19 protein-coding genes are annotated in these 24984 nt (G+C 42.5%); 10 read left to right on the forward strand and 9 right to left on the reverse strand.

Features of this window, described 5'->3' with window-relative positions:
• Positions 1-5: 5 nt before the first annotated feature.
• A complete protein-coding gene (gene radA, locus HXT60_RS00975; RefSeq protein ID WP_119675386.1) occupies positions 6-1451 on the reverse strand; it encodes a DNA repair protein RadA in 1446 nt (481 codons plus the stop codon).
• A gap of 93 nt (positions 1452-1544) precedes the next feature.
• Between radA and HXT60_RS00980 the strand changes: the two genes are divergently transcribed.
• Together HXT60_RS00980 and HXT60_RS00985 are read left to right on the forward strand one after the other, a co-directional pair.
• Positions 1545-2174 carry a hypothetical protein gene (locus HXT60_RS00980; RefSeq protein ID WP_004112066.1) on the forward strand — a complete coding sequence of 210 codons (630 nt, stop codon included), beginning with the start codon at positions 1545-1547 and terminating at the stop codon, positions 2172-2174.
• Between the two features lie 126 nt (positions 2175-2300).
• The gene (locus HXT60_RS00985; protein WP_004268639.1) at positions 2301-2390 is read left to right on the forward strand and encodes a 30S ribosomal protein bS22; all 90 of its coding nucleotides are present in this window, start codon (positions 2301-2303) and stop codon (positions 2388-2390) included.
• A gap of 194 nt (positions 2391-2584) precedes the next feature.
• Here the strand turns inward: HXT60_RS00985 and rpiA are convergent, their stop codons facing one another.
• The 4 genes from rpiA to HXT60_RS01005 form a co-directional block, all read right to left on the reverse strand.
• Positions 2585-3283 (reverse strand): ribose-5-phosphate isomerase RpiA, encoded by a 699-nt coding sequence (rpiA, locus tag HXT60_RS00990; protein ID WP_004112071.1) that lies wholly within the window; start codon positions 3281-3283, stop codon positions 2585-2587.
• A 116-nt stretch (positions 3284-3399) separates the two neighbouring features.
• On the reverse strand, positions 3400-4461 hold the full coding sequence (locus tag HXT60_RS00995) for a ribonuclease H family protein (protein ID WP_102720594.1): 1062 nt from the start codon (positions 4459-4461) through the stop codon (positions 3400-3402).
• Positions 4462-4495: 34 nt separating this feature from the next.
• Positions 4496-6169 carry a phosphoglucomutase (alpha-D-glucose-1,6-bisphosphate-dependent) gene (gene pgm / locus HXT60_RS01000; RefSeq protein WP_004112076.1) on the reverse strand — a complete coding sequence of 558 codons (1674 nt, stop codon included), beginning with the start codon at positions 6167-6169 and terminating at the stop codon, positions 4496-4498.
• Positions 6170-6199: 30 nt separating this feature from the next.
• Positions 6200-7333: a diacylglycerol/lipid kinase family protein gene (locus tag HXT60_RS01005; RefSeq protein ID WP_421791196.1), complete on the reverse strand. Its 1134-nt coding sequence runs from the start codon at positions 7331-7333 to the stop codon at positions 6200-6202.
• 257 nt (positions 7334-7590) lie between these two features.
• On the opposite strand from HXT60_RS01005, the gene HXT60_RS01010 reads away from it, so the two are divergent.
• The 5 genes from HXT60_RS01010 (at position 7591) to HXT60_RS01030 (ending at position 16321) form a co-directional block, all read left to right on the forward strand.
• Complete coding sequence (locus tag HXT60_RS01010) at positions 7591-9180, forward strand: L,D-transpeptidase (protein ID WP_032834287.1); 1590 nt, start codon at positions 7591-7593, stop codon at positions 9178-9180.
• Between the two features lie 64 nt (positions 9181-9244).
• Positions 9245-10564: a phosphatase domain-containing protein gene (locus HXT60_RS01015; protein WP_421791198.1), complete on the forward strand. Its 1320-nt coding sequence runs from the start codon at positions 9245-9247 to the stop codon at positions 10562-10564.
• Positions 10565-10632: 68 nt separating this feature from the next.
• Positions 10633-13134 (forward strand): S9 family peptidase, encoded by a 2502-nt coding sequence (locus tag HXT60_RS01020; protein WP_421791200.1) that lies wholly within the window; start codon positions 10633-10635, stop codon positions 13132-13134.
• Between the two features lie 30 nt (positions 13135-13164).
• Positions 13165-13884: a Crp/Fnr family transcriptional regulator gene (locus tag HXT60_RS01025; RefSeq protein ID WP_004112109.1), complete on the forward strand. Its 720-nt coding sequence runs from the start codon at positions 13165-13167 to the stop codon at positions 13882-13884.
• 52 nt (positions 13885-13936) lie between these two features.
• Positions 13937-16321: a transglycosylase domain-containing protein gene (locus tag HXT60_RS01030; protein ID WP_116439869.1), complete on the forward strand. Its 2385-nt coding sequence runs from the start codon at positions 13937-13939 to the stop codon at positions 16319-16321.
• A gap of 117 nt (positions 16322-16438) precedes the next feature.
• Here HXT60_RS01030 and HXT60_RS01035 read toward each other — a convergent pair whose 3' ends face one another.
• Complete coding sequence (locus tag HXT60_RS01035; protein WP_004112115.1) at positions 16439-17593, reverse strand: quinone-dependent dihydroorotate dehydrogenase; 1155 nt, start codon at positions 17591-17593, stop codon at positions 16439-16441.
• Positions 17594-17802: 209 nt separating this feature from the next.
• Between HXT60_RS01035 and HXT60_RS01040 the strand changes: the two genes are divergently transcribed.
• The 3 genes from HXT60_RS01040 (at position 17803) to HXT60_RS01050 (ending at position 21434) form a co-directional block, all read left to right on the forward strand.
• Positions 17803-19836: an ABC-F family ATP-binding cassette domain-containing protein gene (locus tag HXT60_RS01040; RefSeq protein WP_065189693.1), complete on the forward strand. Its 2034-nt coding sequence runs from the start codon at positions 17803-17805 to the stop codon at positions 19834-19836.
• A gap of 86 nt (positions 19837-19922) precedes the next feature.
• Positions 19923-20687, forward strand: coding sequence for a ribonuclease PH (gene rph, locus HXT60_RS01045; RefSeq protein WP_065189694.1), 765 nt, complete (start codon positions 19923-19925; stop codon positions 20685-20687).
• 54 nt (positions 20688-20741) lie between these two features.
• Positions 20742-21434 (forward strand): non-canonical purine NTP pyrophosphatase, encoded by a 693-nt coding sequence (locus tag HXT60_RS01050; protein ID WP_065189489.1) that lies wholly within the window; start codon positions 20742-20744, stop codon positions 21432-21434.
• Between the two features lie 57 nt (positions 21435-21491).
• Here HXT60_RS01050 and rfbA read toward each other — a convergent pair whose 3' ends face one another.
• From rfbA to rfbB, 3 genes are all read right to left on the reverse strand, one after another.
• Complete coding sequence (gene rfbA / locus HXT60_RS01055) at positions 21492-22391, reverse strand: glucose-1-phosphate thymidylyltransferase RfbA (protein WP_004112125.1); 900 nt, start codon at positions 22389-22391, stop codon at positions 21492-21494.
• A 14-nt stretch (positions 22392-22405) separates the two neighbouring features.
• Positions 22406-23848, reverse strand: coding sequence for a sugar nucleotide-binding protein (locus HXT60_RS01060; protein WP_421791204.1), 1443 nt, complete (start codon positions 23846-23848; stop codon positions 22406-22408).
• 98 nt (positions 23849-23946) lie between these two features.
• Positions 23947-24981 (reverse strand): dTDP-glucose 4,6-dehydratase, encoded by a 1035-nt coding sequence (gene rfbB, locus HXT60_RS01065; protein WP_004112128.1) that lies wholly within the window; start codon positions 24979-24981, stop codon positions 23947-23949.
• Positions 24982-24984: the final 3 nt, after the last annotated feature.

Below are 24984 nucleotides of genomic sequence, written 5' to 3' on the forward strand. Positions count from 1 at the left end.
TATCCCTATAATCCAAGTGCGTTCAAAGCTTCTTTTAAATTCTCTACTTCGATTATGTCAATACCGGGAATGCTAATTTTCTTTCGCATATTACACACGATCGCACGCTTATAGCCGATCCTAGCTGCTTCTCTAATTCTAGGTTCCATTCTAGAAGCTGGACGAATTTGACCAGTAAGACTAATCTCACCAATTGCGCAAGTTAAAGGTAAGACTGCCTTATTTTTGGCTGCGCTCGCCAAACTTGCCACTATTGCTAAATCGCAAGCAGGTTCTTTCGCATTAGCTCCAGCAATCGTAGAAACGTAAATGTCTTTAGATAAAAGATTTAATCCACCATGTCTATATAAAACAGCGGTAAGCATGGCAATTCTGTTTGTGTCTACTCCAGAAACTGCGCGTCTAGGGGCTGGCAGAACCGAATCTGTAACAAGAGCCTGAATTTCAATAGGTATGCTTCTGTGTCCTTCTAAAGTAAAAGTTACGCACGTTCCTTCATTTTTACAATCTCCATTAGAAGACAGGAAAAGCCCAGAAGGATCTGGAACCTCTTCAATACCATCGCCACTCATGTCGAAGCAGCCAACTTCGTCTGTAGGTCCAAAACGATTTTTAACAACGCGAAGCATGCGTAATGCGGTTTGACTATCTCCTTCAAATTGGCAAACAGTGTCTACAAGATGTTCAAGCGTGCGAGGACCTGCAATCGAGCCGTCTTTTGTAACGTGTCCAACAAGAAGAATTGGAATATCGCAAGTTTTAGCAACGTCTATAAGCGCGCTAGCTACTTCTCGAACTTGAGTGGAGCCTCCTGTAATTCCTTCAACATCGCTAGAAACAATAGTTTGTGCCGAATCTACAATTGCAAGAGTTGGCTTATATTTTTCGATTAGCGCTAAAGCTGTGTTTAAGTCTGTTGTAGACGCAAGAAGAAGATTTTGACTTATGGCATTTATGCGTGATGCGCGCAATTTTACTTGCGACTTTGATTCTTCGCCAGAAATGTACAGGACTAAATTTTTTGTGTATTCGGCAGTGTTTTTCGCAGATCCGTTGCAATTCTTGGCAATTTTTCCTGCTGTTTCTAAAAGTAGAGTAGATTTTCCGATTCCTGGTTCGCCTGCTATAAGCGTGACTGATCCTGGAACAAGCCCTCCTCCTAAAACGCGGTCAAATTCGCTAAATCCTGTGTGGATTCGCATGCCATTATCTGCTGTAATTTCACTGATTGGCTGAGCATCTACGCTAGAATCAAGATTTGTTATTGTAGAAATGTTATTTTTTGCATTTCTAGATCTTGTGGAGGCTCGTGAAACTCCGCTTGTAGCTTTAGACTCGTGAAACTCGTTTAATGTTCCCCATTCGCCGCATTCTGGACAGCGACCATACCATTTTGAACCACTCCAACCGCATTCGGAGCATAAGTAGTAAGTAGTAGATTTTGCAGCCATGATTTGACGCTAGCTGCATTTGTAGACATTTTACCGTCATACTTTTGTGAGATAATCCAAGTATGTTGAACAGTGTTATGTGGGGTAAAAAATATGAATTCTTATGCGAATAATCCTTCTAACTCGACTTCATCTGTATCTGCTTCTCATAACAACTTACGAAAAGTTCTTATAGTTGCCGTAATAGTGGTCGTTTTAGCTATAGTTTCCGCATTCATATGGCCTGGCTGGGCGTTAAATCGCCAGCAACCGCAGTCTGCTAAAACTCAGGTGTCTTCTGCAAAAACTCCGTCAATTAAGTCTAAAGATTTGCCTAGTACATCTACTGCACTGTTAAGATCTATGCCAGATAGTGTTCTTGATTTTGCGCGTGTTGATGCTTCTCCTAGTGCTAAATGGTCTTCCGCATCTCCTTTGGAAGAATACACTGTTAGATATTCTACGGGAGAATCTGGCAGTGATGTTTCAGTCGTTGTTGCTCAATGGAGTAGTCGTGATTTAGCAAATAAGCAATATGAGCTTTTGACTGATGCATTAGCTGGAAGTGATATTGCTTCTGGAAAGATTCAGGTTGCTGGTAAGGCTACTGGAAGCTATGTTTTGAAGGCAGATGATAATAGTAAGACTAAAGCTAGTGCCATCTGGCAAAATGACACTGTTGTATTTGAAGTGACTGGTTTAAAACAGTCTGTTGAAAGATTCTATAAGCAATTCCCAATGTAACTTTCGTAGTGATATAGGCTGTTTTGTACGTGTTTTTGTAAAATTTTGTTTTAAAATTTTCCAAAGTCGTCAAAACGGTGTAACATTAGGCAAGTTGCACACTTTACATATGAATGGAGGCTTCAGATGGGTTCTGTCATCAAGAAGCGCCGCAAGCGGATGAGCAAGAAGAAGCACCGCAAACTGCTGCGTAAGACTCGTCATCAGCGTAAGTAGTAGCTGTTTGGCGCGCCTGCCCGTTTGGGCACGTAACACTTTTGAAAGCGTTGGATTTTTCCAGCGCTTTTTTTTTTATTGCGATTGAAGACTGCAATGATTGAAGAATGTAAAAAATTTCCCGAAAATGTACGTAAAACAGTGGATTTTACGTACATTCTCGGGAAATGATTGGTTAAATTTAGATATGCAGTCTACTTATTTGGGTTTGTAAGAGTGCGCGGACCGTTTGGATCACCAACAATCACAGTGTCAACCATATTCAAGAACAATCCGTGTTCTACAACGCCAACAGTCTCAATCAAATCCTTAGCAAGCTCTTGCGGATGCTCAATGCGCTCCAAGTGCAAGTCAACAACAAAGTTATTTTCGTCTGTACGCACTTCCTTGCCATCTGCATCAAGACGCAAAACTGGCTTGTATCCGCGCTTTTCAAACTTGCGAATCACTTGTGCAGATCCGAATGGAATTACCTCAACAGGAAGTGGGAACTTGCCGATTGTATCAACTACCTTGCTGGCGTCCACAATCCACACAATGCGGTCGGAGTTAATTGCAACAATCTTCTCCCAGAGCAATGCTGCACCGCCGCCCTTAATACCGTTAAAGTTCTTATCGACTTCATCTGAACCATCAATAGTAACGTCAATATGGTCAACATCGTTAATGTCAAGAATCTTAATGCCGTAGCCCTCTGCCTGCTCTTGCGTGCGTCGAGAAGTTGTGACACCAGTGAAGCTCAAGCCTTCTTCTTTTACTCTGCGACCGAGTTCGTCTACAAGAAAACGAACAGTAGAGCCGGTTCCAAGTCCAACCATCATGCCATTTTGTACAATCTTTGCGGCCTCAATGCCAGCTGCCTTCTTAAGAGCATCTTGCTGTGCTTTATCCATTTGTGCCTACTTTCTTATCTTTCTTGTTGGCGTGGCTAAAATAACAGCGCGTTTATAGCGTTTTTACCAACCGCCACTTATTTCATACATACTACATATTAGTCTGCGTTCAGATTTTATTCTGTTTGGTTTGCAGCTTTTGTTTGAATATAAAACTCGGTTGGATCTAGTTTAAGAGTGCCGTCTGGCTGAACATATCCGCTTACTTGTATGTTTCCTAATACGTATCGTGGTTGACCATTAAAGCTTTGGCTCGTATTTGGAGCAGGTGTGAATTGTAATGTTCCAGATACACATAATCCTGGCACTACTTGATATTTTTGTTCTGATTTATTTTGAGATTGTTTATTTTTACGCGACTCGTCGGATGCTTTCGATTCATCCTGTGTATTACTGTTACGCGTAGTTGAATCGTTAGCAACGCTGTTATCGGCGTATTTAATGGCATCATCATCGGATGTTTCACGTTTTGTTTCACGATGAAAATCGCCTTTAAAATCAGGATTAATATCCTTACCAACGCATCTTCCTATGTGATATTCTTCATTAGAAATCTTGCCGTCTAACAGCATTTTTGCGTCTTCTGGTACATCAACACCGTCTGCATATGTAGAAGAAATCAACGATTTCCATCCTTCTAGTGGCAGGTATCCATCCTTCAATCTGCTGCGGCAATCTTCAGCATAAGTTCTAGCCAGCTCATCAACTTTTTCGTTTCCAGCGTTTCCAGCGTGTCCCTTAACCCAGACGAACTTAACGGAGCCTTCGCGTTTAGTAATCTCCGAATCGATTGCGCGAATCAAATCTGCGTTTTTTACAGGCTCTTTTTTGGAGTTCTTCCAACCGTTCTTCTTCCACCCGTGAATCCACGTGGTTGAGCAGTTTATAGCGTATTGCGAATCAGTTTCGATTGTAAGATCCTCGCTTCCAGGGTGTGCTCTCAACGCTTCTAGTACTGCGCATAACTCACCAATTTGATTCGTGCCATTTGTGGCTCCGCCTGCATCCGCGTTTCCTGCATGTTGATGCTCGTGCGTGCTTCCTGCTTCATCAGTGTGGTCTGCCCAAGCCCAACCCATTGATCCATTTGGATTTCCAAGTGCTGAACCATCGGTAGAAACAACAATCATCACAAAACCTTTCAAAAATGCGCCGGTTGCAGATTGCAACCAGCGCAATTAGTAGATTCTTTACTTACGAAAGATTATTACGTTACGCTAAAGCCTTGTCTACTACAGCAGTAGCTTCCTCAAGCACCTTGTCAAGTGCCTCTGGAGAAACGAAGGACTCAGCATAAACCTTGTAAATGTTCTCGGTACCAGATGGGCGAGCAGCGAACCAATTGTTCTTGGTCGTAACCTTCAAGCCGCCAATCTTTGCGCCGTTTCCAGGAGCTTCCGTAAGCTTTGCGGTAATATCTTCGCCAGCGAGCTTAGTTGCTTCAACATCGTTGCCACTTAGAGCAGCAAACTTCTGCTTCTGTTCAAGAGTTGTTGGAGTATCTACGCGCTTGTACCAGCTTTCTCCAAAGCGAGCAACCTGATCTTGGTGAAGCTGAGCAGGGTTCTTACCAGTCTTTGCAGTAATTTCTGCAGCGAGCAAATCAGGAATCAAACCATCCTTATCGGTGGTCCACACGCGTCCGTCTTTGCGCAAGAAGCTCATGCCAGAGCTTTCCTCACCGCCGAAAGCAACTTCGCCGCTAAAGAGTGGGTCAACGAACCACTTGAAGCCAACAGGAACTTCCACAAGCTTAGCGTTAATCGAAGCAGCTACGCGGTCAATCAAGGAAGAAGACACAAGCGTCTTGCCGATAGCAGTATTCTTTGGCCAATCCGGACGAGCGCCGCCGAACAAGTACTCCACGCACACTGCAATGTAGTGGTTCGGGTTCATAACGCCCCAATTCGGGCACACGATACCATGGCGATCGGCATCTGGATCAGTGCCTCCAACCAAATCGTACTTATCCCAAGCGCCAGCGTTAAGCTGATCAACTAAGCCCTTCATTGCGTAAGGGGAGCTTGGATCCATACGAATCTTGCCATCGTGGTCAATAGTCATGAATCGCCAAGTTGGGTCAACTTCTGGACGCACAACGCCAATGTTTAAACCGTACTTTTCGTTCATAAGTGGCCAGTAGTTTACGCTTGCGCCGCCGAGTGGGTCAATTCCCAAACGCACGCCGCTAGAGCGAATCACATCGAAATCGATTACGTTAGCCAAATCGCTAACGTAGTGCTCGCGGTAATCGAAGCCTTCAACCAAATCAGACTTGATTGCTTCCTCGAAAGGCACGCGCTTAACGGACTTGTAGTTGTCGAGCAATTCGTTTGCGCGAGCTGCAATTGCGTTAGTCACTTCTGCAGGTGCAGGACCGCCTGTTACAGGGTCGTACTTAAAACCTCCGTCGGTTGGAGGATTGTGCGAAGGAGTGACGACAATGCCATCTGCCAAGCCGTCTCCGCTAAAGCGTTGAGTGCCGTCTGCTGCGCGATTATGCGTCAAAATAGCCTGAGAAACAACAGGAGTTGGCACGAAATCGCCGCGAGAATCCACGCGAACGTGAACTCCGTTAGCAACCAAAACCTCGATAGCGGTTTTTTGAGCAGGCTCAGAAAGAGCATGCGTATCGCGACCAATATAAAGAGGACCAGTTACGCCAGCCTTCTTGCGATATTCAGCAATAGCTTGAGTAATAGCCACAATATGAGCTTCGTTAAACGAAGTTTTTAAAGCAGAACCACGGTGACCGGACGTACCGAAAATCACGCGCTGTTCTGGAATATTGGAATTTGGAACTTCATCATAGTAAGCGCCAACCAAAGCGTCGACATCTACTAGATCTTCTGGGGTGGCGGGCATTCCCGCATTTTTTGCTACCATAATTTTTTATTTTGCCACGGCGACGGTATTTTAACGTAAGTTAGCATTATTTTGAGTCAAAGAAGATTGTAAACTCTCTGGTATGCGCACGCATAAAGCCTGTTTGTCTACGCTAAAACGCAAGTGTTTTGTGTAGCCTAAAATATCTCCATCAACTTGCACAGGAGCAGGTCGTTCTATCTTGACTTCTGCTTCAACACCTTGCGATTGGTCGATTTTAGAGTTTGTAGAAATCGGACTTTGCTTTGCTTTTCCTGTAACGGTTTGGTGTACAACGTCTCCAAATAGGTTAGCCCATCCAATTAATCCGCCAGATGTGTCAATAATTTCGAAGTCTAATATGCCATCATCGTAAACGGCTTCTGGCATTAAAGAAAGCATTGGTATTTGTCCACAATTACCAGCCATAAGTGTGCGGAATGATATTCCTCTTGCTGTGTGATTTGTACCGTTTTCTCTAATAAAAGTAACGTCTCCGCGATATTTTGGCGCAAATAAGTGTTTAACGCCAGCAACAAAGTATGCAAGCCAGCTTATGTTCTTTTTAAGCGCAGGATTAGTGTCGTCTATCATAAGAGCGTCGAATCCAATTCCTGCAATAATCAAAAATGCGTGACCATGGTCTTCATACGGCTTGTCGAGTATAAAAACACGCCCAACGTCAACTTTTTTAGATCCGTGGCTTGTTGCAACTCTTAGTGCTGCTTGAACATCATCTACTGGAATGCCCATGTTGCGCGCAAACAAGTTCCCTGTGCCAATTGGAATTATTCCCATCGCGTGGTTCGTGCCAGAAACCGCGCTTGCAACCGTTCTAACAGTGCCATCTCCACCAACTGCCACAACAACATTTGCCCCGTTTTCTAAGGCTTCGAGTGCGCATTCTCGCCCGTCTTTATTTAATTGAGTGTCTATTATTTCGTATGTGAAATTGTGTGATTTGCAATATTCTTTAATGTCAAGTCTATATTGTTCTGCTTGAGGTTTAGACGGGTTTAGTATGAAAGCGTAATGTACACTATCTCCGTGTCGCTCTGCGAGTTTTTCTGCTAAATGATGCTTTTTCAAGGCGCGCGTAACTATCATAATGATGAATGGCGCAAGTACTAGCGCAAAAACAATCACCATTAACGCAATCGTCGCTTGAATTGGCATATCTGGCATATTTATTATTCTTGCACATATCTTTAATATATGGTGATTATTTTTAGAATATTTGCGAATATTTGATTACTTTTCACATTTTCATCACGTATTGAGCATATTTTTTATTTTTGGCTCGCATTTCTATTATTTATTTCTATTATTTCTATTATTTCTATTTATATGTTTTACATTCCTTATGTGAGTTATATGCTAAGCAAGTGCTAAACTTGCCACATGCGATTTTTGTGCCATTAATCGAGCAGGGGTTTAAGAGTATGTCCGAGTTAGAACATAATAATCCAGACGCTTTTGAGTCTGAAAATATTGATAATATTGCTAATAATATAGACGTAAACAGTGTAGATAATTACAATATTGACAATAACGATATAAATCAGACTGCTGTTTTAAAGAATCGCCATAAGTCGAACAAGTCTGCACTGGTTCTTTTATATTCTTTGGTCATATTCGTTATACTCTTAGTCTGCGCTTTTCTTGGCACACAAGCGTATTTCCATGATCGTGTTGCCCCTGGTGTACATTTTGCTGGAAGTAGTCAAATTGTTGGCGCTCAGTTGGCAGCGGTTTCTAAAAATGTAGATAATGCTGTTGATAGCACCAAAATAGAAATTAAAGATGATCGTGGTAAAACAATCAACGCGAATTTTGAAGACTTGTACGTCAAAGTAGATAAGAGCGCAACGGTTAAAAATATAATGCGATCTAAGCATGATAACGCGTTTACAATGCTTATGCCTTGGGTTCAGAAGACTGTCGCTTTGCAAGCAACTCGAAACGACATGGATATGGATGCGTATATCATCAAGAAATTTGTTAACGATAAAGATCGTGCAATGCCTTATACGGCAAAATACGATTCTGGTTCTGAATCTTATGTGGTGGAAGATGGTGTTCCAGGTCGTACAGTAATAACATTGCCTGTTCGTGAGGCTGTTAAAAAATCGCTTGAAAATCCTGGTAAAACAGTAAAAGTTACTATTGAGTCTCGTAGGATTGAAGCACCGATTAAGCGTGATGTTGCTAAGAAAACTGTGGATCAGCTTAATAATATTCTTACTAAGAAAATCACTTTAAGTAATGGCGATTCAAAAGATTTTACGATACCTAAATCTGCAATCGCTTCTTGGATTAAGGTTAATGCTGATGAACAGAGAAAGCAGATTTCGTTTACTGTAGATAGGGAAGCAGTAAATACTTGGCTTTCAAAAGAGCTTGCTAAGAATCTGAACCAGCAGAAAATAGATCAGGAAGACACTTATAGTAAGAAGGGTCAGTTCATAATGACCACTCTTAAAGGTGTTAATGGCGTAGAGGTTCGCTATTCAAAGGATGTAGCAAACAAGGTTGTGGATGCTATCGAAAAGGGTACAGACGCAAAGATTACGGTTCCAACAAATGTAGTAAAGTTTGCTGTTGAAAAGAAGATTGTTGAAATGCGTATTGTGGTTGATAAAACCACGCAGACAGTAAGCGTTTACAAAGATGATCAATTAATACGAACAATGCCAGTTTGCACGGGCTCCAATGGATATTACGAGACGCCAAATGGAACATTCCACATTTACTTACGTTATGACGTTCAAGCTATGCAAGGATTTAATAGAGACGGTTCTAGATACTATTTGCCTGGAATTACTTGGGTTAGCTACTTTAACGGTGGAATTTCATTCCATACAGCAAGGTGGAATGATGTTGGTATAGCACAAGGATACCCAGCAAAGCATGGTTCTCACGGCTGCATTAATATGTACGAGCAGGATTCTAAGTGGGTGTACGACAATTGCCCGCGTGGAACAATCGTACAAGTGGTTGGCGAGCAGCCAGATGGTCCAGTTCGTCAATAATTCATTGTAATAGTGAGTTATAGGCTTTATAAAAGTTATAAAATTCATAAAAGCGAGTAACAATTTGGCTAAATTGGATGACAATAACGCTGCAAAAGGCGGCGAACAAGCCAAGCAAGAATGTGATTCTCCAGCTGTAGCTAGAAGAATAAGCAGTACGCCTATTCAAGTGCGAGTTACAGCCACGCTTTTTGATGCTCCTTCGGATGAAGAGCGTATAGATAAAAAGCCGCCTTTTATTCGATTGGTCAGAAAACTTGTTACATCAAGCGTTGGATTTTGGATGTGTGTAAGCGGTAAGATTATGCGCCGTTTGGGTTGGTTCCCAAGCGTTGAGCCTTATATTGGTTATGGAACTGATAATTATGCTCGTCTGATTTGCCGTACGGTTCTTGCTCCTAAAGCTGGGCATCATTCTGTTTTGAAGCGCGGAATATATGCGATGCTTGTTGTCCCTGCTGTTAGGATTCGTGTTTCTTTAAGCATTGATGGTGTTCCTGTTGAATCTGCGCAAGTTGGTGATTCGTCTGTGTACGATAAGCCAGATGCTAGTTTCAACAGTGGTGCTGAATATTGTGTTTCAGACTGTTCTGGTTATCTTGATTTGATTACCGAAAGATCACTTAATGTTGGTGAACATAAAGTGTCTTACAAAGTAGATAATCGTGAGCCTGTTGATGCAAGCATGTTTGTTATTTCTGAAAAATCTACTTTAGGAATAATTTCCGACGTTGATGACACTATTATGGTCACTCAGGCTCCTTCTCCGCTAAGAGCAGCTTACAATCTGCTTATTATGAATCCAGAGCACAGGCATGCTGTTAAGGGTATGAATCATTTCTTTAATAAGATTCGTGATTTTGTTCCTAACGCCCCGTTTTTCTATCTTTCAACTTCTCCTTGGAATGTGGAAGCTTCTATACGACACTTCATTTTGCGTGAAGGTTTTCCATCTGGACCGCTTCTTCTTAGAGATTTAGATCCTAGACCTAAGACTTTTGTGCCGACTGGTCCTCAGCATAAGCTTGAGTTTGCTCAGCAGCTTATGGATGATTTTCCAGGTATGAGATTTGTGCTTATTGGTGATGATGGTCAGAAGGATCCAGCTACTTATGCGAGTATTATAAAAAAATTCCCTAATCGAGTTTTAGCGGTAGGCATAAGACAGCTTAAGGTCAATTCAACTATGACCGATTTTAGGAGAGCAATGTCTAAGGATTTTGGGGTTACTCTTGCGTCTTCTAGAATTGCAAGCGTTGGTGATGGTAATTTTGTTAATGCTAAAGGTGCTGCTGGAACTTTTGAAGGTGTCCCATTTTTTGCAGCTCCAGATGGTGAATCTTTGAAAGATATTATGATTCCATTTATTATGGATGCTGTTTAATGTTGTGTAGTTGATATTGTGTAATTGTGCAGAATTTTTATGTTTTCTATGTGTTGTAAAGGTTATAAATGCAAGATAGTTCGCTAAAAGTCGGTGAGTTTGATTCTTTAAATAAGGCTGCTGGTTGTAAGCCTATGACCGCTACAAAAATTGATTATGTTCGTGAGTTTCACAATGATGTGTTTGTAGATGAATATGCTTGGATGAAAGACAAAGAGAGCAAAAGACTTCGTGAATATATTGATTCTCAAAACAAGTACACTGAACAACGCGTTTCTAGGTTAGATTCTTTACGTAAACAACTGTTTAATGAGATGAAATCGCGTATTCAAGAAACGGATATGTCTGTTCCAACAAGAATGGACGGATATTGGTATTATGTGCGTACCGTAGAAGGTAAACAGTACGGGATTCAATGCCGAATGCCTGTTAAAAATGAGAATGATTGGGATCCGCCAGTTATAGATGAACGCGCAAATCCTGGAGAAACAGAAGGCGAAGAAGTTATTTTTGACGCCAACAAAGAGGCATCGGAATTTGGTGGAGATTTCTTCCAACTCGGAGGAATGGATATTAGTTTAGACGGCACGAGAATGTTGTTTGGTGTCGATACTAAGGGTGATGAAAGATTCGATTTTTATATTCGTGATTTTTGCAAAAGTAGCAATGATTTTATAACGCTTCGAGATTGCATAAAAGGCATATCTTCTGCGCTTTTAACACCAGACGGGAAATGGGTTTTTTATGTGACTTTAGACGGCGCATGGCGACCATACCAAGTGTTTAGACATAAAATTGGAACTTCTGTAGAAGATGATGTAAAAGTTTTTGAAGAATTGGATGCGAGATTTTTTGTTAGCGTTTACGAAAGTTTCGACGAACGTAGCATTATGATAAACAGCAGCTCCAAAACGACTTCGCGCGTATTAATGCTTCCATTAAGCACTCCAGAAGCAGATTTTAAGATGGTGTTAAAGCCTATAAGAAACGTGGAATACGATGTTTCTTTCGCATGCTTTGAAAATGCTGGAGATGATGGTAAAGATATTCCACTCATGTTTGTAAGCCACAATCTTAAAAATCCTAATTTTCAGATTGACGTTATAGATTTGCGAAAGCGATCTATGGAATCAATGCCATTTAACATTGGCGAAGGCGATTGTGTTGTTCAGGGATCTCCTTACGGCTGCAAAAATGGTGATTTATTAGAACCAGGAGCCAGCAAAAAAGCAGTTAGTGAACCGTATTACAACAGCAAAAATCCTAAGATTTTACAGGGAACTTGCGGATTGAGCATTGATGGTTTAAGCGTTTATAAGAATTATGTGGCTCTTTCTTTCCGAGCGAATGGCTTGCCTCAGCTTGCTGTTATGCCTAAAAGCAATGCTGTTGAAGATTTTAATGCTGGACGACCTTGGCGTTTTATTAGGGTTGGGGCAGAAGGTTTTATAAAGGAAACAGCGGAAGAGTGGCAACCAACCGATGTTGTAAAAGATAATTTGTCTGATTTGTCTAATTTATCTATCCAAAATCAAAATCAAAACACCGTTCGAATTGAACTATCTAAAATAACCAATGAACAAGCTAAAAATAGTCGTGTTTACCTTATTGGAGCAACTGGTAATCCTTCTTACGAAGCTCCAAGAATGCGTTATTCTTGTTCAAGCTATGCGACACTAGGGTCTTTGCGTGAAATAGATCCTATTACAGGCAAAGACGTTTTGCTTAAGCGTGGGAAAATTCTAGGCGATTTTAACGAAAATGACTACGCAGAAAAACGAGTGTGGATTACTGTCCGAGATGGAGAGCGCGTACCCGTATCCCTAGTGTGGCGTAAAAACACTGTGGCTAAATCACAAGCAATGTTCATCACCGCTTACGGAGCTTATGAAATAAGCAGCGATCCGTATTTTTCTGTGGCGCGCCTAAGCATGCTGGATAGAGGAGTGCTGTTCGTACAAGTGCATGTGCGAGGCGGTGGAGAAATGGGTCGTGCGTGGTATGAGAATGGTAGGCGTCGCAACAAAAAACACACGTTTGAAGATTTTGTAGACGTTACGCGCGCTTTGCAACAAGCGGGTTATGCTTCGGCAAATCAGACTGTTGCAAATGGCGGTTCTGCAGGCGGTCTTCTTATGGGAGCTGTAGCAAATATGGCTCCGCAATACTACGCGGGAATCGAAGCGGATGTTCCGTTTGTTGATGCGCTTACGTCTATGCTAGACGACTCGCTGCCGCTTACTGTTACAGAGTGGGACGAATGGGGAGACCCATTGCATAATGCGCAAGATTACGCGTATCTAAAGTCGTACACGCCTTACGAGAATGTGCCTGAACATGTTGAGCCAGGTGAGTTTCCAAAGATTCTTATAACTTCTTCGATTAACGACACTCGCGTTCTTGTTACGGAGCCTCTTAAGTGGCTTGCTCGCTTGCAGGCTGCAGGCGCGGACGCGATTGCGCGCATTGAAACAGATGGCGGTCACGGTGGAAGCTCTGGCAGGTATAAAAAGTGGGAGGAAGTTTGCTATGAAAACGCATGGTGTTTAGATGCCATGGGTATTTCGTAGAATATTTTTAAAACACATTGGAGGCTGATTGTGGTAAGAATTAAGCCAGATAAGCCCTACACGGAAGACCTTCCTTTAACGCATACAGCGTTATTTAAGCAAGTGCCACTCGATCAAGCGAGGGAGCTTCTCGAGCATTTGCATGAGTCGGTTTTTTCTAAGGGGCAGGCGATTTTTAACGAAGGAGATACTGATCGCCGCATGTATCTGCTTGAGCGTGGACGGGTTAAGCTTGTACGCCATTCAAGGGATAATCGTGTGCAATTGCTTAGTATCCACACGCACGGTGAGATTCTTGGAGAGATTCCTGTTTTTGACCCGTTCGGCGGTCCGCGTACAGCTTCTGCAATAGCAATTACAGATAGAACTCGCGTATTATGGCTAGAAAACGAAGTTCTTTTTAAGTGGCTTGGCCATCATCCTAGGGTTGCTGTAGACATGCTTCAGGTTTTAGCTGCACGTTTAAGAGCAAATAATGAACATATTTCTGATCTTGTTTTTATGGACGTTCCAGCTAGATTGGCTAAAACGCTTTTAAACCTTGCTTCTAGGTTTGGAGAACCTGTTAGGGAAGGTGTGCTTGTTCCTCACGATTTAACACAAGAAGAACTTGCTCAACTTGTTGGGTCTTCTAGAGAAACAGTTAATAAAGCGTTGATGGATTTTGCTCAGAGGGGTTGGATTAAAAGGCACGGTAGGTCAATTATTATTTACCAACCTGGAATGTTGATTCGCAGAGCAGAAAGATAAATCGCGATTTTTGCGTGCCGCAACGTAGAGGCAAACCTCTAGAATAGTTCGCATGCCTAAGAAGAAATCCCTCACAACTCGTCGCGTGTTAGCACTGTTCCTTACGTACATCACATTGTGTGTTGCAGGTGGTGTAGTATCAAGTATTTTATTTGTGCCAGGAGTGATGAGCGTAAACAGCGTGGTCAAGTCTGTTGTGCCTTCTCTTAGAGTTGATGGCATTGATTTTGACGTTACGGCTTTACCTCAAAAGTCGCGTTTATACGCTTCTGATGGCAAAACAGTTATAGCAACATTTTATGCTCAAAATCGTACTGTTGTGCCATTAAGACGCATATCGCAATACATGCAGCAGGCAATGGTTGCGCGTGAGGATCGTAGGTTCTTTGAACATTCAGGCGTTGATGTGCAAGGCGTTATGCGTGCGTTTGTGCAAACGTTTATTAAAAAGTCTGATATGCAAGGTGGATCGTCTTTAACACAGCAATACGTTAAGAATGTTCTTATGATCAAAGCTAGAGAAGACAATGATCCTATTTCGGAATATCATGCTGCAGAAAGTACTGTTGCTAGAAAATTGCGAGAAATGTTAATCGCAATCCAAATGGAGAAAAAATACTCTAAGCTAGAGATTTTACAGGGATATTTAAACGTTGCACAGTTTGGTAGTAATAATCTTTACGGTGTAGAAACTGCTGCAAAACGCTATTTTAATACCACTGCAGCCAATCTTAATCTTGTTCAAGCTGCGACTATTGCATCAATCACAAAGAATCCTTCTAGGTACGATCCTTCTATTGAAGAAAATCAGCCTGAATCGCAGAAGCAAAGAAATATAGTTCTTGATTTAATGCTTCGACAAAACTTTATAAGTCAAAAAGAACATGATGATGCGGTTACAACACCAATTAAAAGCACTCTTAATATTCAGCATGAAGTTGCTAACGTCGGTTGCCAGGCTGCTGGAGATGCAGCATTCTTCTGTGATTATGTTACTAAGAAAATCTTGAATTCTAGAGAATTTGGCAAAACAACTGTAGCAAGGCAGAAGCTGCTTAATGAAGGTGGCTTGGATATTTACACCACAATGGATATAACAGCTAACACAACCGCCATGAATACAGCTAGGGCCACTATCCCTGTTAATGATCCTAGTGGTTTTGAAGTCTCTATAGCTGCTATAAAGCCTGGTACTGGTGAAGTTCTTGGTTTTGGAAGCAATCGTATTTATGACGCGACCGATGCGGCGAGGTCTGACCCTACTCACACAGCTATTAACTACGCTGTAGATGAACAAGACGGTGGTGGCTTAGGCTGGCAGATTGGTTCTACTTGGAAGCCAATCAATCTTGTTGCATGGATGCTTGCTGGAAAATCAATTAATCAGCCTGTACGAACAAACACGTTCTATAACAATACTGAATTTTCGTGCGCAAGATATAAAGGTATAGGGCGTTGGTCTGTGAGAAATTCAGATGGTGGAACTGTTAATCCAGAAACACCGTTAATGGGTTTGGTGCATTCTCACAACACGATTCAGGCTGCTATGGGTGCTCAGCTTAAGCTGTGTGCAGTGGCAGAGGCTGCGAAAACACTTGGATATCACAATTCTCCAATAGGCCAGGAAGACGTATTTTCTAAGAATTCTCTAAATCCTCCTATGGTGATTGGTGCAGTTCAGGCTTCTCCGCTAACAATGGCAAATATTTACGCAACATTGGGTGCTAATGGTGTTCAATGTGACCCTATTGCAATCAAGCGTGTTATTGATAAAAACGGTAGACGTTTGCGAGTACCAAGCGCTAATTGTCATCAGGCTATACCGAAAAAAATTGCTCAAACTGTAGCCTATGCTATAAATCAGGGTGTTGCTCAACCTAGTGGTGTTGCGCATGCTGCTCAATTAGCTGGTGGTCGTAAAACTTTTGCAAAAACTGGTACTAACGAACAGTATTACATGACTACTGCAGGATTCGTGCCAAATAAGATTAGTGCTTTTGTTGCAATTGGAAACGCTGAAGTGCAAAAGAGCTTCAACAACATGAGAATTAATGGTGTTTATCGAAGCGCTTGGTACGGTGTTTACATTGCAACTCCAGCTTGGAAAAAGTTTATGGACGATTATCTAAAAGCGGCAAACGTTCCTATCGACAATGAATATGGTAAGCCAGATTCAAAGTATATGGCTGGTGGAAAGATGCCGTCATTAACTCCGCAAATGCGTCAGGAAGATTATGCAGAGCAACAGCGTAAGCGCGATGAGGATGCTCGTAGACAGGCAGCTCAAGATCAGGCTCAGGCAAATCAGGGTGCTGCTTCGACAGATCCTGCGACTGGTGGATCGTCGGTTACTGGCGATGGAAGAACGAGTACATCTTCTGGTTCTACGTACGGTAATACAGATGGAACAGGAGACGCATCTTCTGACGATAATTAAGCTTCATCTGGTTAGTTGAAAATATTATTAAAAAATCAGCTGGCATTGAGGTATTGTGCGAATACTTCGATACCAGCTGATTTATTGTAATTTATTGTTATCTATTCTGGTTTTTTTTTAATCTACATCAGCTGAAACTGCATCTTTAACTGTTTCAAACCCATCTTTTCTGAGTAAATCAGCAAGTCCGCGCTTTAGAACAGTTATTTGTTGAGGACCTCTATACATAAGAGAAGAAACGAACATAACTAGGTCAGCTCCACTTCTAATCTTTTCATAAGCTTGTTTTGCAGTAAATACGCCACCTATTCCAGCAATAGCAAACCTGTTGCCAAACTCTTTACGAGTATTTTTAATAAGATCATTACTCGCGGCGAATGTAGGCGCACCAGAAATTCCACCCTTCCAATCTTCTGGAATATTCAATCCTTCGCGGTTCTTTCGCAGATTTGCAATGCTCACGCCATCAACCTTATGTGCGCTTAAAACGTCTAACAAAGACTTAAATTGAGGCCATCCGCCTTCTAGATTCAAAGGCATTTTTACAAGAGTTGGCTGAGGATGATCAACTTTATCTAAAACATTAAAAAGCTTATCTAAAGCTTCTGGCTTGCTAAAAGGCTCGCCAGCCATAGTGTTTGGACAAGAAATGTTAACCTCAATCATGGAGCTTTTGCCACTTGCTCGCTCCATAGATATGCGATAATCTTCAATACCTTCGTCTAAGTCACCAACAAGATTATCATTGGTGCGCGCAATGCTCACAGAAACGCGCATGCTTTTAGCATTAGTCCACGCTTTTTCCACTCTAGGAATCACAAACTCGCTGCCATCGTTAGCAAGACCCGCATGAACAAGAAGAGAATCATATTGCGGAAGCCTATGATACCAAGGTTTAGCGTTTCCTTCGCATGGGCGGGCAGTTGTGGAGCCAACTGTTTCAAAACCAAAGCCAGCGTTGTCTAGAACTGTGCACAAATCGCAGTTTTTATCGAGTCCTGCGCTTAATCCAAATGGATTCGCAAAATCCACTCCCATAACTCGCGTTTCTAAAACTGGATCCGTGTAATTGAGCATTTGCCGCAAAAGCCACATTAATCCAGGAATGCGCTCACTCGTCTTGCAGAAAGCAATCATGCGATCGTGAGCTTCGTCTGGTGGAATGTTAAACACTAAGTGCGGCTTAATTACATGCTTATAGCTAAAGGTGAATAAGTCTGTTGCAGCTTTGTTCACAGCATTGTGTAAAGAATTTTCAGATACATAACCCATAACTCAATATTATACGACATTCAATATTATGCGACTTTCCGCTTTTTGTTGTTGATTTTGGTGTGTTGAGCTACAAAATGCGGAGTTGTTTTTCCGAGTTTGTACCAAATTTGATCTAAATCACGTACAATCTCGGGCAGGTCCTGTCGTTCGCGCGGTCTAAGCGCTTTACCGCGCGTAGTATAGTAGCACAGCTATATTTGTGAGTTATGCCTACTTATGATTTGGGACTAGAACGCGTATCGCTTGAATTTGCAACAAAAACTATTTTTAGAAATGTGACTCAAGGCGTTTTTGAGGGAGACCGTATAGGAATTGTTGGAAAAAACGGAGACGGAAAATCCACGCTTCTTAAGCTTCTTGAGGGTAGTATGGACCCAGATTCTGGCAGAGTTACGCGTAGAAGCGGATTGACATTTGGCATTTTAAGCCAGCGAGATCCACTGGACGATAATGTTACAGTTCGCCAAGCTGCATTGGAGAATCGCCAGGATTATGAGTGGGCTGCTGATTCAAAGTCTCGCGAAATTGTTGAGGCTCTTCTTGGCGGAATCAATCTTGAAGCTAAAGTTGGTACGCTTTCTGGAGGTCAGCGTAGGCGTGCGGATTTGGCTAGGTTGCTGTTGCATGATTGGGATATTTTGGCTTTGGATGAGCCTACGAATCATCTTGATGTGCTTACAATTCATTGGCTCGCAGAGCATCTTTTGCACAGGTGGCAAGACGGGCAGGGCGCGCTTTTGCTCGTTACGCACGACAGGTGGTTTTTAGACGAAGTTTGCTCTTCTATGTGGGAAGTTCACGATGGAGCAATCGACCCGTTTGAAGGCGGATACAGTGCGTACATGATGCAGCGTGTTGAGCGCGAACGTCAGGCGGATGTTCGCGAGGAGCGCAGGCGGAATTTGGCTCGCAAGGAACTTGCGTGGCTTTCTAGGGGTGCTCGCGCTCGTTCTACAAAGCAAAAATTCCACGTTAAGCAGGCTCGCGAGCTTATAGCAGACGTTCCGCCAATGCGAGATACTCTTGAGTTGAAGAGAATGGCAACTTCTCGACTCGGCAAGCAAGTTGTTGATTTGATTGACGTTACGCAAATTTTTGAAGATTCGTCAAATCCTGCTGGAGCCGATGCAGATATTGTAAAATCGCCATTTTCCCAGCCTACACATGATGGTAGCGTTACGATTTCTGTAGACGAATCGCAAGCAGCCGCACAGTCGCAAGAATCGCAACTATCGCAAGAAGAATCGTCATTAAAAGAAACGTGTGCAGCATTACAAAAAACGATTAGCGGCCGCATGATTTTAGACAATCAAACGTGGCTAATAGGACCTGGAGACCGATTCGGCATAGTAGGAGCTAATGGCGCTGGAAAATCAACACTTTTAAGCATAATCGACGGCTCTTTGCGTCCAACTAAAGGGCACGTAAACATTGGTAAAACTGTAAAATTTGCTGTGCTTTCTCAACGATTAGAAGAGCTGGAAAAGCTTGGAAAATATAAAGTCAAAGAGGTTTTGAGTAGATATAAGCCAAGTTACATAATCGACGGCAAAGAAGTAACTCCTGGTCAACTTATGGAGAGGCTTGGTTTTAAGCCAGAGCAGCTTATGACACCAATTGCAGATCTTTCAGGCGGCCAGAAACGCCGCATGCAATTGCTTTTGATTCTTCTAAACGAGCCAAATGTGTTGATAATGGACGAGCCTGGAAACGATCTAGACACCGACATGCTTGCAGTTATGGAAGATTTACTAGACACATGGCCAGGCACTTTGATTGTTGTATCTCACGACAGATACTTGCTTGAGCGAGTGACTGATCAGCAATTTGCATTGATTGACGGCAAGATTCGCCATCTTCCAGGCGGAGTTGACGAGTATTTAAAGATTATGGAAGACTATGAGCGCGCAAATATGCAAGAATCTAAGGCAGATTTTGAGGCGAGTTCTAGGGCGGTTGCTGGCGATTCGTCAGATGCGGATTCTGCGGAAAAATCCAATCAAAAATATGAAGCAAAATTAAGCGGAAAAGCTTACTACGATGCTACTAGAAGAGTTTCAGCAATAGAGCGAAAACTAGAAAAGCTTGAGGAAGAAAAAAGCGAGATTGAGCAAAAAATGGCTAGCCATGATCCTAGCGATTTTGTTGGCTTGCAAGAGCTTAACGAGAAGTTACAGGCGAATCAAAGTGAGTCGAGCGCGTTAGAAGAAGAGTGGCTTGCGCTTAGTGAGCAAATTTGATGCAAAAGTCTACAGTTTTTGCATTGCGATTTTGCTCAAGATTAATGCTGCATGCTAGTTAATGCCGCGTGCTAGATTGTTGAATTATGGCTCAAATTAAGGATATGTTGGAATCTGTAAAAACTATTCGCTTTGATGGCAGAGATGTAGACGAGTTGCGACCAGTAAAAATCACGCGCAATTTTACAAACGTGCCAGAAGGCTCCGTTTTAATCGAGTGTGGTAACACGCGCGTTATGTGCACTGCCACTTTTACTATTGGAGTTCCGCGTTGGAGACGAGACACTGGTTTAGGTTGGGTTACAGCCGAATACTCAATGCTTCCAAGAGCCACTGACGAGCGCACTGATCGCGAGTCTGTTAAGGGCAAAATCGGCGGCCGCACGCACGAGATTAGTCGCCTTATTGGTCGCTGCCTTAGAGGTGTTATAGATATGAAGGCAATGGGCGAGTGTTTGATTCAAATTGATTGCGATGTTCTTCAAGCAGATGGCGGCACGCGTACAGCTTCGATTACGGGCGCATATGTTGCTCTTGTAGATGCGCTAAATTGGGCAGAAAAGCACAAGCATATTCGTAGTGCTAAAAACGTTCTTAAAGACTCTGTTTCTGCTGTTTCTGTAGGCGTGATTAATGGCACTCCAATGCTTGATTTGCCGTATGTAGAAGATAGTCAAGCAATGACAGATATGAATGTTGCTATGACTGGTTCTGGCAATTTTATTGAGATTCAAGGCACTGCGGAACATCGCCCGTTTAATCGCGATGAGCTTAATGTTTTGCTTGATTTGGCAGCTAAAGGTAATCGTGAGCTTCAGGCTGCTCAGCGCGCTGCTTTAAGTCAAAATTAAATAAAGTTTATATCTATATCTGTTTATTCGATAAATTACTAAGGAGTGGCGAGCGTGAAACTTGTTGTGGCAACGCATAATGAGGGTAAACTCGTTGAAATTAAGCGGATTCTTAACGAAGAGTTTGTGGAAATGTCGGAGCATATTGAGCTTGTTACTGCTGGCTCTTTGGGGCTTCCAGATCCAGTAGAAACAGGCGTGACTTTTGAGCAAAATGCGTTAATCAAAGCTAGAGATGTTTCTCTAAGAACTGGTTTGCCTGCAATAGCAGATGATTCAGGTTTGATTGTAGATGTTCTCGGAGCTGCCCCAGGAATATTGTCTGCGCGTTGGAGCGGTGTTCATGGAGATGATAAGGCGAATAATGAGCTTTTGCTTAAACAGCTTGAAGACATTCCAGATCAGTGTAGAACAGCACGATTCCGCTGTGCTGCAGCTTTATCTATTCCTAAGGGTTGTGGTGAAACAGAACTTGAAAACAGTATGTGGAAAACAAATGGTTTTGAAACTGTTCGCGTTGGAGAAATGGTTGGTAGACTGATTAGAGTTTCACGCGGAGAGAATGGTTTTGGTTACGATCCGCTTTTTGTACCAGATAATCAGCCTGTTAGAAATGGCATTCAAATGCAGGATTTGACAAGTGCTCAGCTTAGTCAAGAAGAGAAGAACGCCATTTCACACAGGGGCAGTGCGTTACGAGCGCTTTTGCCAGAGTTAAAAGCTATGTTCCTTGGGCAAACTAAGTAAATAAACTAAGCAAACCAGAAGTAAACTAGTTGATTTGTAAAATTGGATTTGCGATTTTTAATCCGTGAACAAATCTTTAGATATGATAATGCGATTTTCAGCAACCTGCTTTAAGTGCTTGCCATAATTGCTTTTACCATATTTTTCTGCCGACTCAAGCAAACGCTCGCGACTAATCCACTGGTTTTCGTACGCAATCTCCTCAAGAACTGCGATTGGCAGCCCTTGCGCTCGCTCTATTGTGCGCACAAATTCGCCAGCTTCGTAAAGCGAGTCCATTGTGCCAGTGTCTAGCCACGCGTATCCGCGACCAAGAGTCATAACGTTTAGTGAGCCATTTTCTAAGTACATTTTGTTAAGGTCCGTAATCTCAAGCTCGCCGCGTGCGCTCGGCTTAACTTGTTTTGCAAACTCTGTAACTCTGGAATCGTAGAAGTATAATCCTGTAACAGCATAGTTCGATGCTGGGTGTTCTGGTTTTTCTACTATGCTAACGGCTTTGTGATTTTCATCAAATTCCACAACGCCGTATCTTTCTGGGTCGTCTACGTAGTAGCCGAATACTGTAGCACCGTGTTCTACGCGTGCAGCGTGCTTTAAAATAGCTCCCAGGCCATTTCCGTAGAATATATTGTCTCCAAGCACGAGCGCGCAAGAATCGCCATTTATAAACTCTTCTCCGAGTATAAATGCTTGAGCAAGACCGTCTGGCGATGGCTGAACTTTGTAAGATAAGTTGATTCCAAATTGTTCTCCGCTTCCAAGTAGCCTTTCAAAATTCGGCAAGTCTTGAGGAGTAGAAATCACAAGAATATCTCGGATTCCAGCCATCATAAGCACGCTAAGAGGGTAATACACCATTGGCTTATCGTAAACTGGCAAAAGCTGCTTAGACGTTACTGTAGTAAGTGGGTATAGGCGTGTGCCAGAACCGCCAGCAAGAATAATGCCTTTCATCTTTGAAACATCCTTTACTTGTTGTTTTGTTCAATTCTATTTACGTAAGATTCAAGCAAATCTTCCCAATCGCATGGCGTAAATCCAGCGGATTCGATTTTTTGTAAGTCAAGTGCGCACTTGTGTGGTCTAGGAGAGCCATTAGATATGCGCGTGTAATCGTCTACGCGATTTGCTTCGATTTTGCTTGTGTCTACATTAAGTTGTGTAAACACTTTTTGAGCAATATCGTGCCAAGACGCGATTTTTCCTGAACCTGTAAGATTGTATGTTCCGTATTGTGCTTGAGTGTTTAGAAGATGGAACATGCCTTTTACTAAGTCGCTTGCAAAAGTGAGTCTGCCAGTTTGATCTATCGGCGCTTGAACACTAACAGATTCGCCATTTTTTAAACGGTTTGCAAAGTCAATCATGCGCGTTACAAAGTTTCGTCCTTCTCCGACAATCCAGCTTGAGCGAATAATATAATGCTGTGGAACGTTGGCTACTAGAGAATCTGCTGCAGCTTTTGTTTCGCCGTACACGCCTAGTGGCGCAAAATCTTCGTTTTCTTTGTGATTTTCTTGAGTACCGTCAAAAACATAATCGCTTGAAATATGCACAAGAGTAATGTGGTGTTCTTGCGCTATTTTTGCAAGATTTGCTACTCCTTTAACGTTGCTATTCCACGCGGCTCTTCGCCCTTGTGGCGTTTGCGCGCCATCTACAGACGTGTATGCTGCTGTGTTAATAATCGTTCCGTACAAATCCCAGTCGTAGCGGCTGTAATCGTCTTTATTTGCTATATCGAAGCTATCTAAGTCTACGTACTCAAATCCTTCTAAATCATGCTCTTGAGCATAATTTTGTATTGCGCGACCAAGTTGACCGTTGCATCCAGTTACAAGAGTGCGTTTTGGTGCCATTGGCTTTGCGTTTTTTAGCATTGGGTGGTGTAAGTCAGCTTCGCTGCGCTCGGATTCTTCTAAAGGTATTGGCCAATTAATGTGTAAATCTGGGTCTGCAAGGTTTACAAAAGTGTATGTTTTCTTTTGCTCTAGTGACCAATGTGCGTTTACTAAATAAGTGTATGCCGTGCCATCTTGCAAAGCTTGGAAGCTGTTTCCTACGCCTCTAGGAACGTAGATTGCTTTGCTAGGGTTTAGTGTGGTTGTGTACACTTGACCGAAGCTCTGCCCTGGTCTTAAATCCACCCATGCGCCAAATACTTCGCCAGTAGCAATGCTTATGTATTTATCCCATGGCTCTGCGTGGATGCCTCTGGTTACTCCGCGTTTTTCGTTGAACGAAATGTTGTTTTGTACGGGTCCAAAGTCGGGGAGACCTAGAGCCGTCATTTTTGCGCGCTGCCAGTTTTCTTTGAACCATCCGCGGTTATCTCCGTGTACTGGAAGATCAAACACGATTAAACCTGGAATATTGGTTTTTGTAACGCTTAGTTCTTTTTCAAATTCCATAGCATCCTACAAATTCTTTATTTTTGATTAGATTTATGACTATTTTTGGCTAGATTTGCATACAATTTGTATACAAGCAGACTTGACTTTTAGGCGATTCACTGCCCTTGAGCTTTGTACTTTGCTTCAGTCGCGCTTTTAGCGCCTTCCCACCATGCGCGATTTTCCGTGTACCATTTGATTGTTTGCTCTAAGCCTGTTGTAAAGTCTGTGTGCTTTGGTTTCCATCCAAGCTGTGTTTGTAGCTTTGTGCTGTCAATCGCGTAGCGGCGGTCGTGGCCTGGGCGATCTTTTACAAGGTCAAAGTCGTCTGCATCTTTGCCCATCATTTCAAGAATCATGCGCAAAACTGTTATATTGTTTTTCTCGCCATTTGCGCCAATCAAGTACGTGTTTCCAAGCTCTCCCTTTGTGAGGATTGTCCAAACAGCACTGCTGTGGTCTTCTGTGTGAATCCAATCTCGAACGTTTAAGCCTTGACCATACAACTTTGGCTTAATGCCTTCTAAAATATTTGTGATTTGGCGCGGAATAAACTTTTCAACATGCTGATATGGTCCATAGTTGTTTGAGCAATTGCTGATTGTTGTGTGCAAACCGTATGTGCGAGTCCATGCGCGTACCAACATATCGCTTGCTGCTTTTGTGGAGCTGTATGGGCTGGATGGGTGGTATGGCGTCTCTTCTGTAAATTTAGCTGGGTCGTCTAATGCCAAATCTCCGTACACTTCATCGGTAGAGATGTGGTGGTATCGAATCCCGTATTTTCTAACTGCTTCGAGTAGTCTAAAAGTTCCTTCAACATTGGTTTTAAGAAATGGTTCTGGGTTTGCAATGCTGTTGTCGTTATGAGATTCTGCAGCGTAGTGCACAATTGCGTCGTGCCCTGGAACGAGCTTATCTAAAAGCTCTGCATCGCAAATATTGCCGTGAACAAAGTCAACTCTATCTTCTGGCAATCCTGCAATGTTTTCAATATTTCCGGCGTACGTTAACGCGTCTAGTACCGTTACGTGCGTTTCTGGGTGATTGTTCACTACGTAGTGCACAAAATTAGACCCAATAAAGCCGCATCCGCCAGTTACAATTATGTTTTTTGGCTCAAAGTTTGTTGTGTTACTCATGTTTTCCATAAT

The sequence above is a fragment of the Gardnerella sp. KA01002 genome (assembly GCF_049244015.1).
In the GTDB taxonomy this organism is placed as follows: Bacteria; Actinomycetota; Actinomycetes; order Actinomycetales; family Bifidobacteriaceae; genus Bifidobacterium; species Bifidobacterium vaginale.

Excerpts from the sequence above, each read along its gene's own strand:
- HXT60_RS00985 (WP_004268639.1), top strand. The coding sequence starts at position 2,301 with ATGGGTTCTGTCATCAAGAAGCGCCGCAAGCGGATGAGCAAGAAGAAG.
- HXT60_RS01030 (WP_116439869.1), top strand. The coding sequence starts at position 13,937 with ATGCCTAAGAAGAAATCCCTCACAACTCGTCGCGTGTTAGCACTGTTC.
- rph (WP_065189694.1), top strand. The coding sequence starts at position 19,923 with ATGGCTCAAATTAAGGATATGTTGGAATCTGTAAAAACTATTCGCTTT.
- rfbB (WP_004112128.1), bottom strand. The coding sequence starts at position 24,981 with ATGGAAAACATGAGTAACACAACAAACTTTGAGCCAAAAAACATAATT.
- HXT60_RS01060 (WP_421791204.1), bottom strand. The coding sequence starts at position 23,848 with ATGGAATTTGAAAAAGAACTAAGCGTTACAAAAACCAATATTCCAGGT.
- rpiA (WP_004112071.1), bottom strand. The coding sequence starts at position 3,283 with ATGGATAAAGCACAGCAAGATGCTCTTAAGAAGGCAGCTGGCATTGAG.
- HXT60_RS00980 (WP_004112066.1), top strand. The coding sequence starts at position 1,545 with ATGAATTCTTATGCGAATAATCCTTCTAACTCGACTTCATCTGTATCT.
- HXT60_RS01040 (WP_065189693.1), top strand. The coding sequence starts at position 17,803 with ATGCCTACTTATGATTTGGGACTAGAACGCGTATCGCTTGAATTTGCA.
- rfbA (WP_004112125.1), bottom strand. The coding sequence starts at position 22,391 with ATGAAAGGCATTATTCTTGCTGGCGGTTCTGGCACACGCCTATACCCA.
- HXT60_RS01035 (WP_004112115.1), bottom strand. The coding sequence starts at position 17,593 with ATGGGTTATGTATCTGAAAATTCTTTACACAATGCTGTGAACAAAGCT.
- HXT60_RS01010 (WP_032834287.1), top strand. The coding sequence starts at position 7,591 with ATGTCCGAGTTAGAACATAATAATCCAGACGCTTTTGAGTCTGAAAAT.
- HXT60_RS01005 (WP_421791196.1), bottom strand. The coding sequence starts at position 7,333 with ATGCCAGATATGCCAATTCAAGCGACGATTGCGTTAATGGTGATTGTT.
- radA (WP_119675386.1), bottom strand. The coding sequence starts at position 1,451 with ATGGCTGCAAAATCTACTACTTACTACTTATGCTCCGAATGCGGTTGG.
- HXT60_RS01020 (WP_421791200.1), top strand. The coding sequence starts at position 10,633 with ATGCAAGATAGTTCGCTAAAAGTCGGTGAGTTTGATTCTTTAAATAAG.
- pgm (WP_004112076.1), bottom strand. The coding sequence starts at position 6,169 with ATGGTAGCAAAAAATGCGGGAATGCCCGCCACCCCAGAAGATCTAGTA.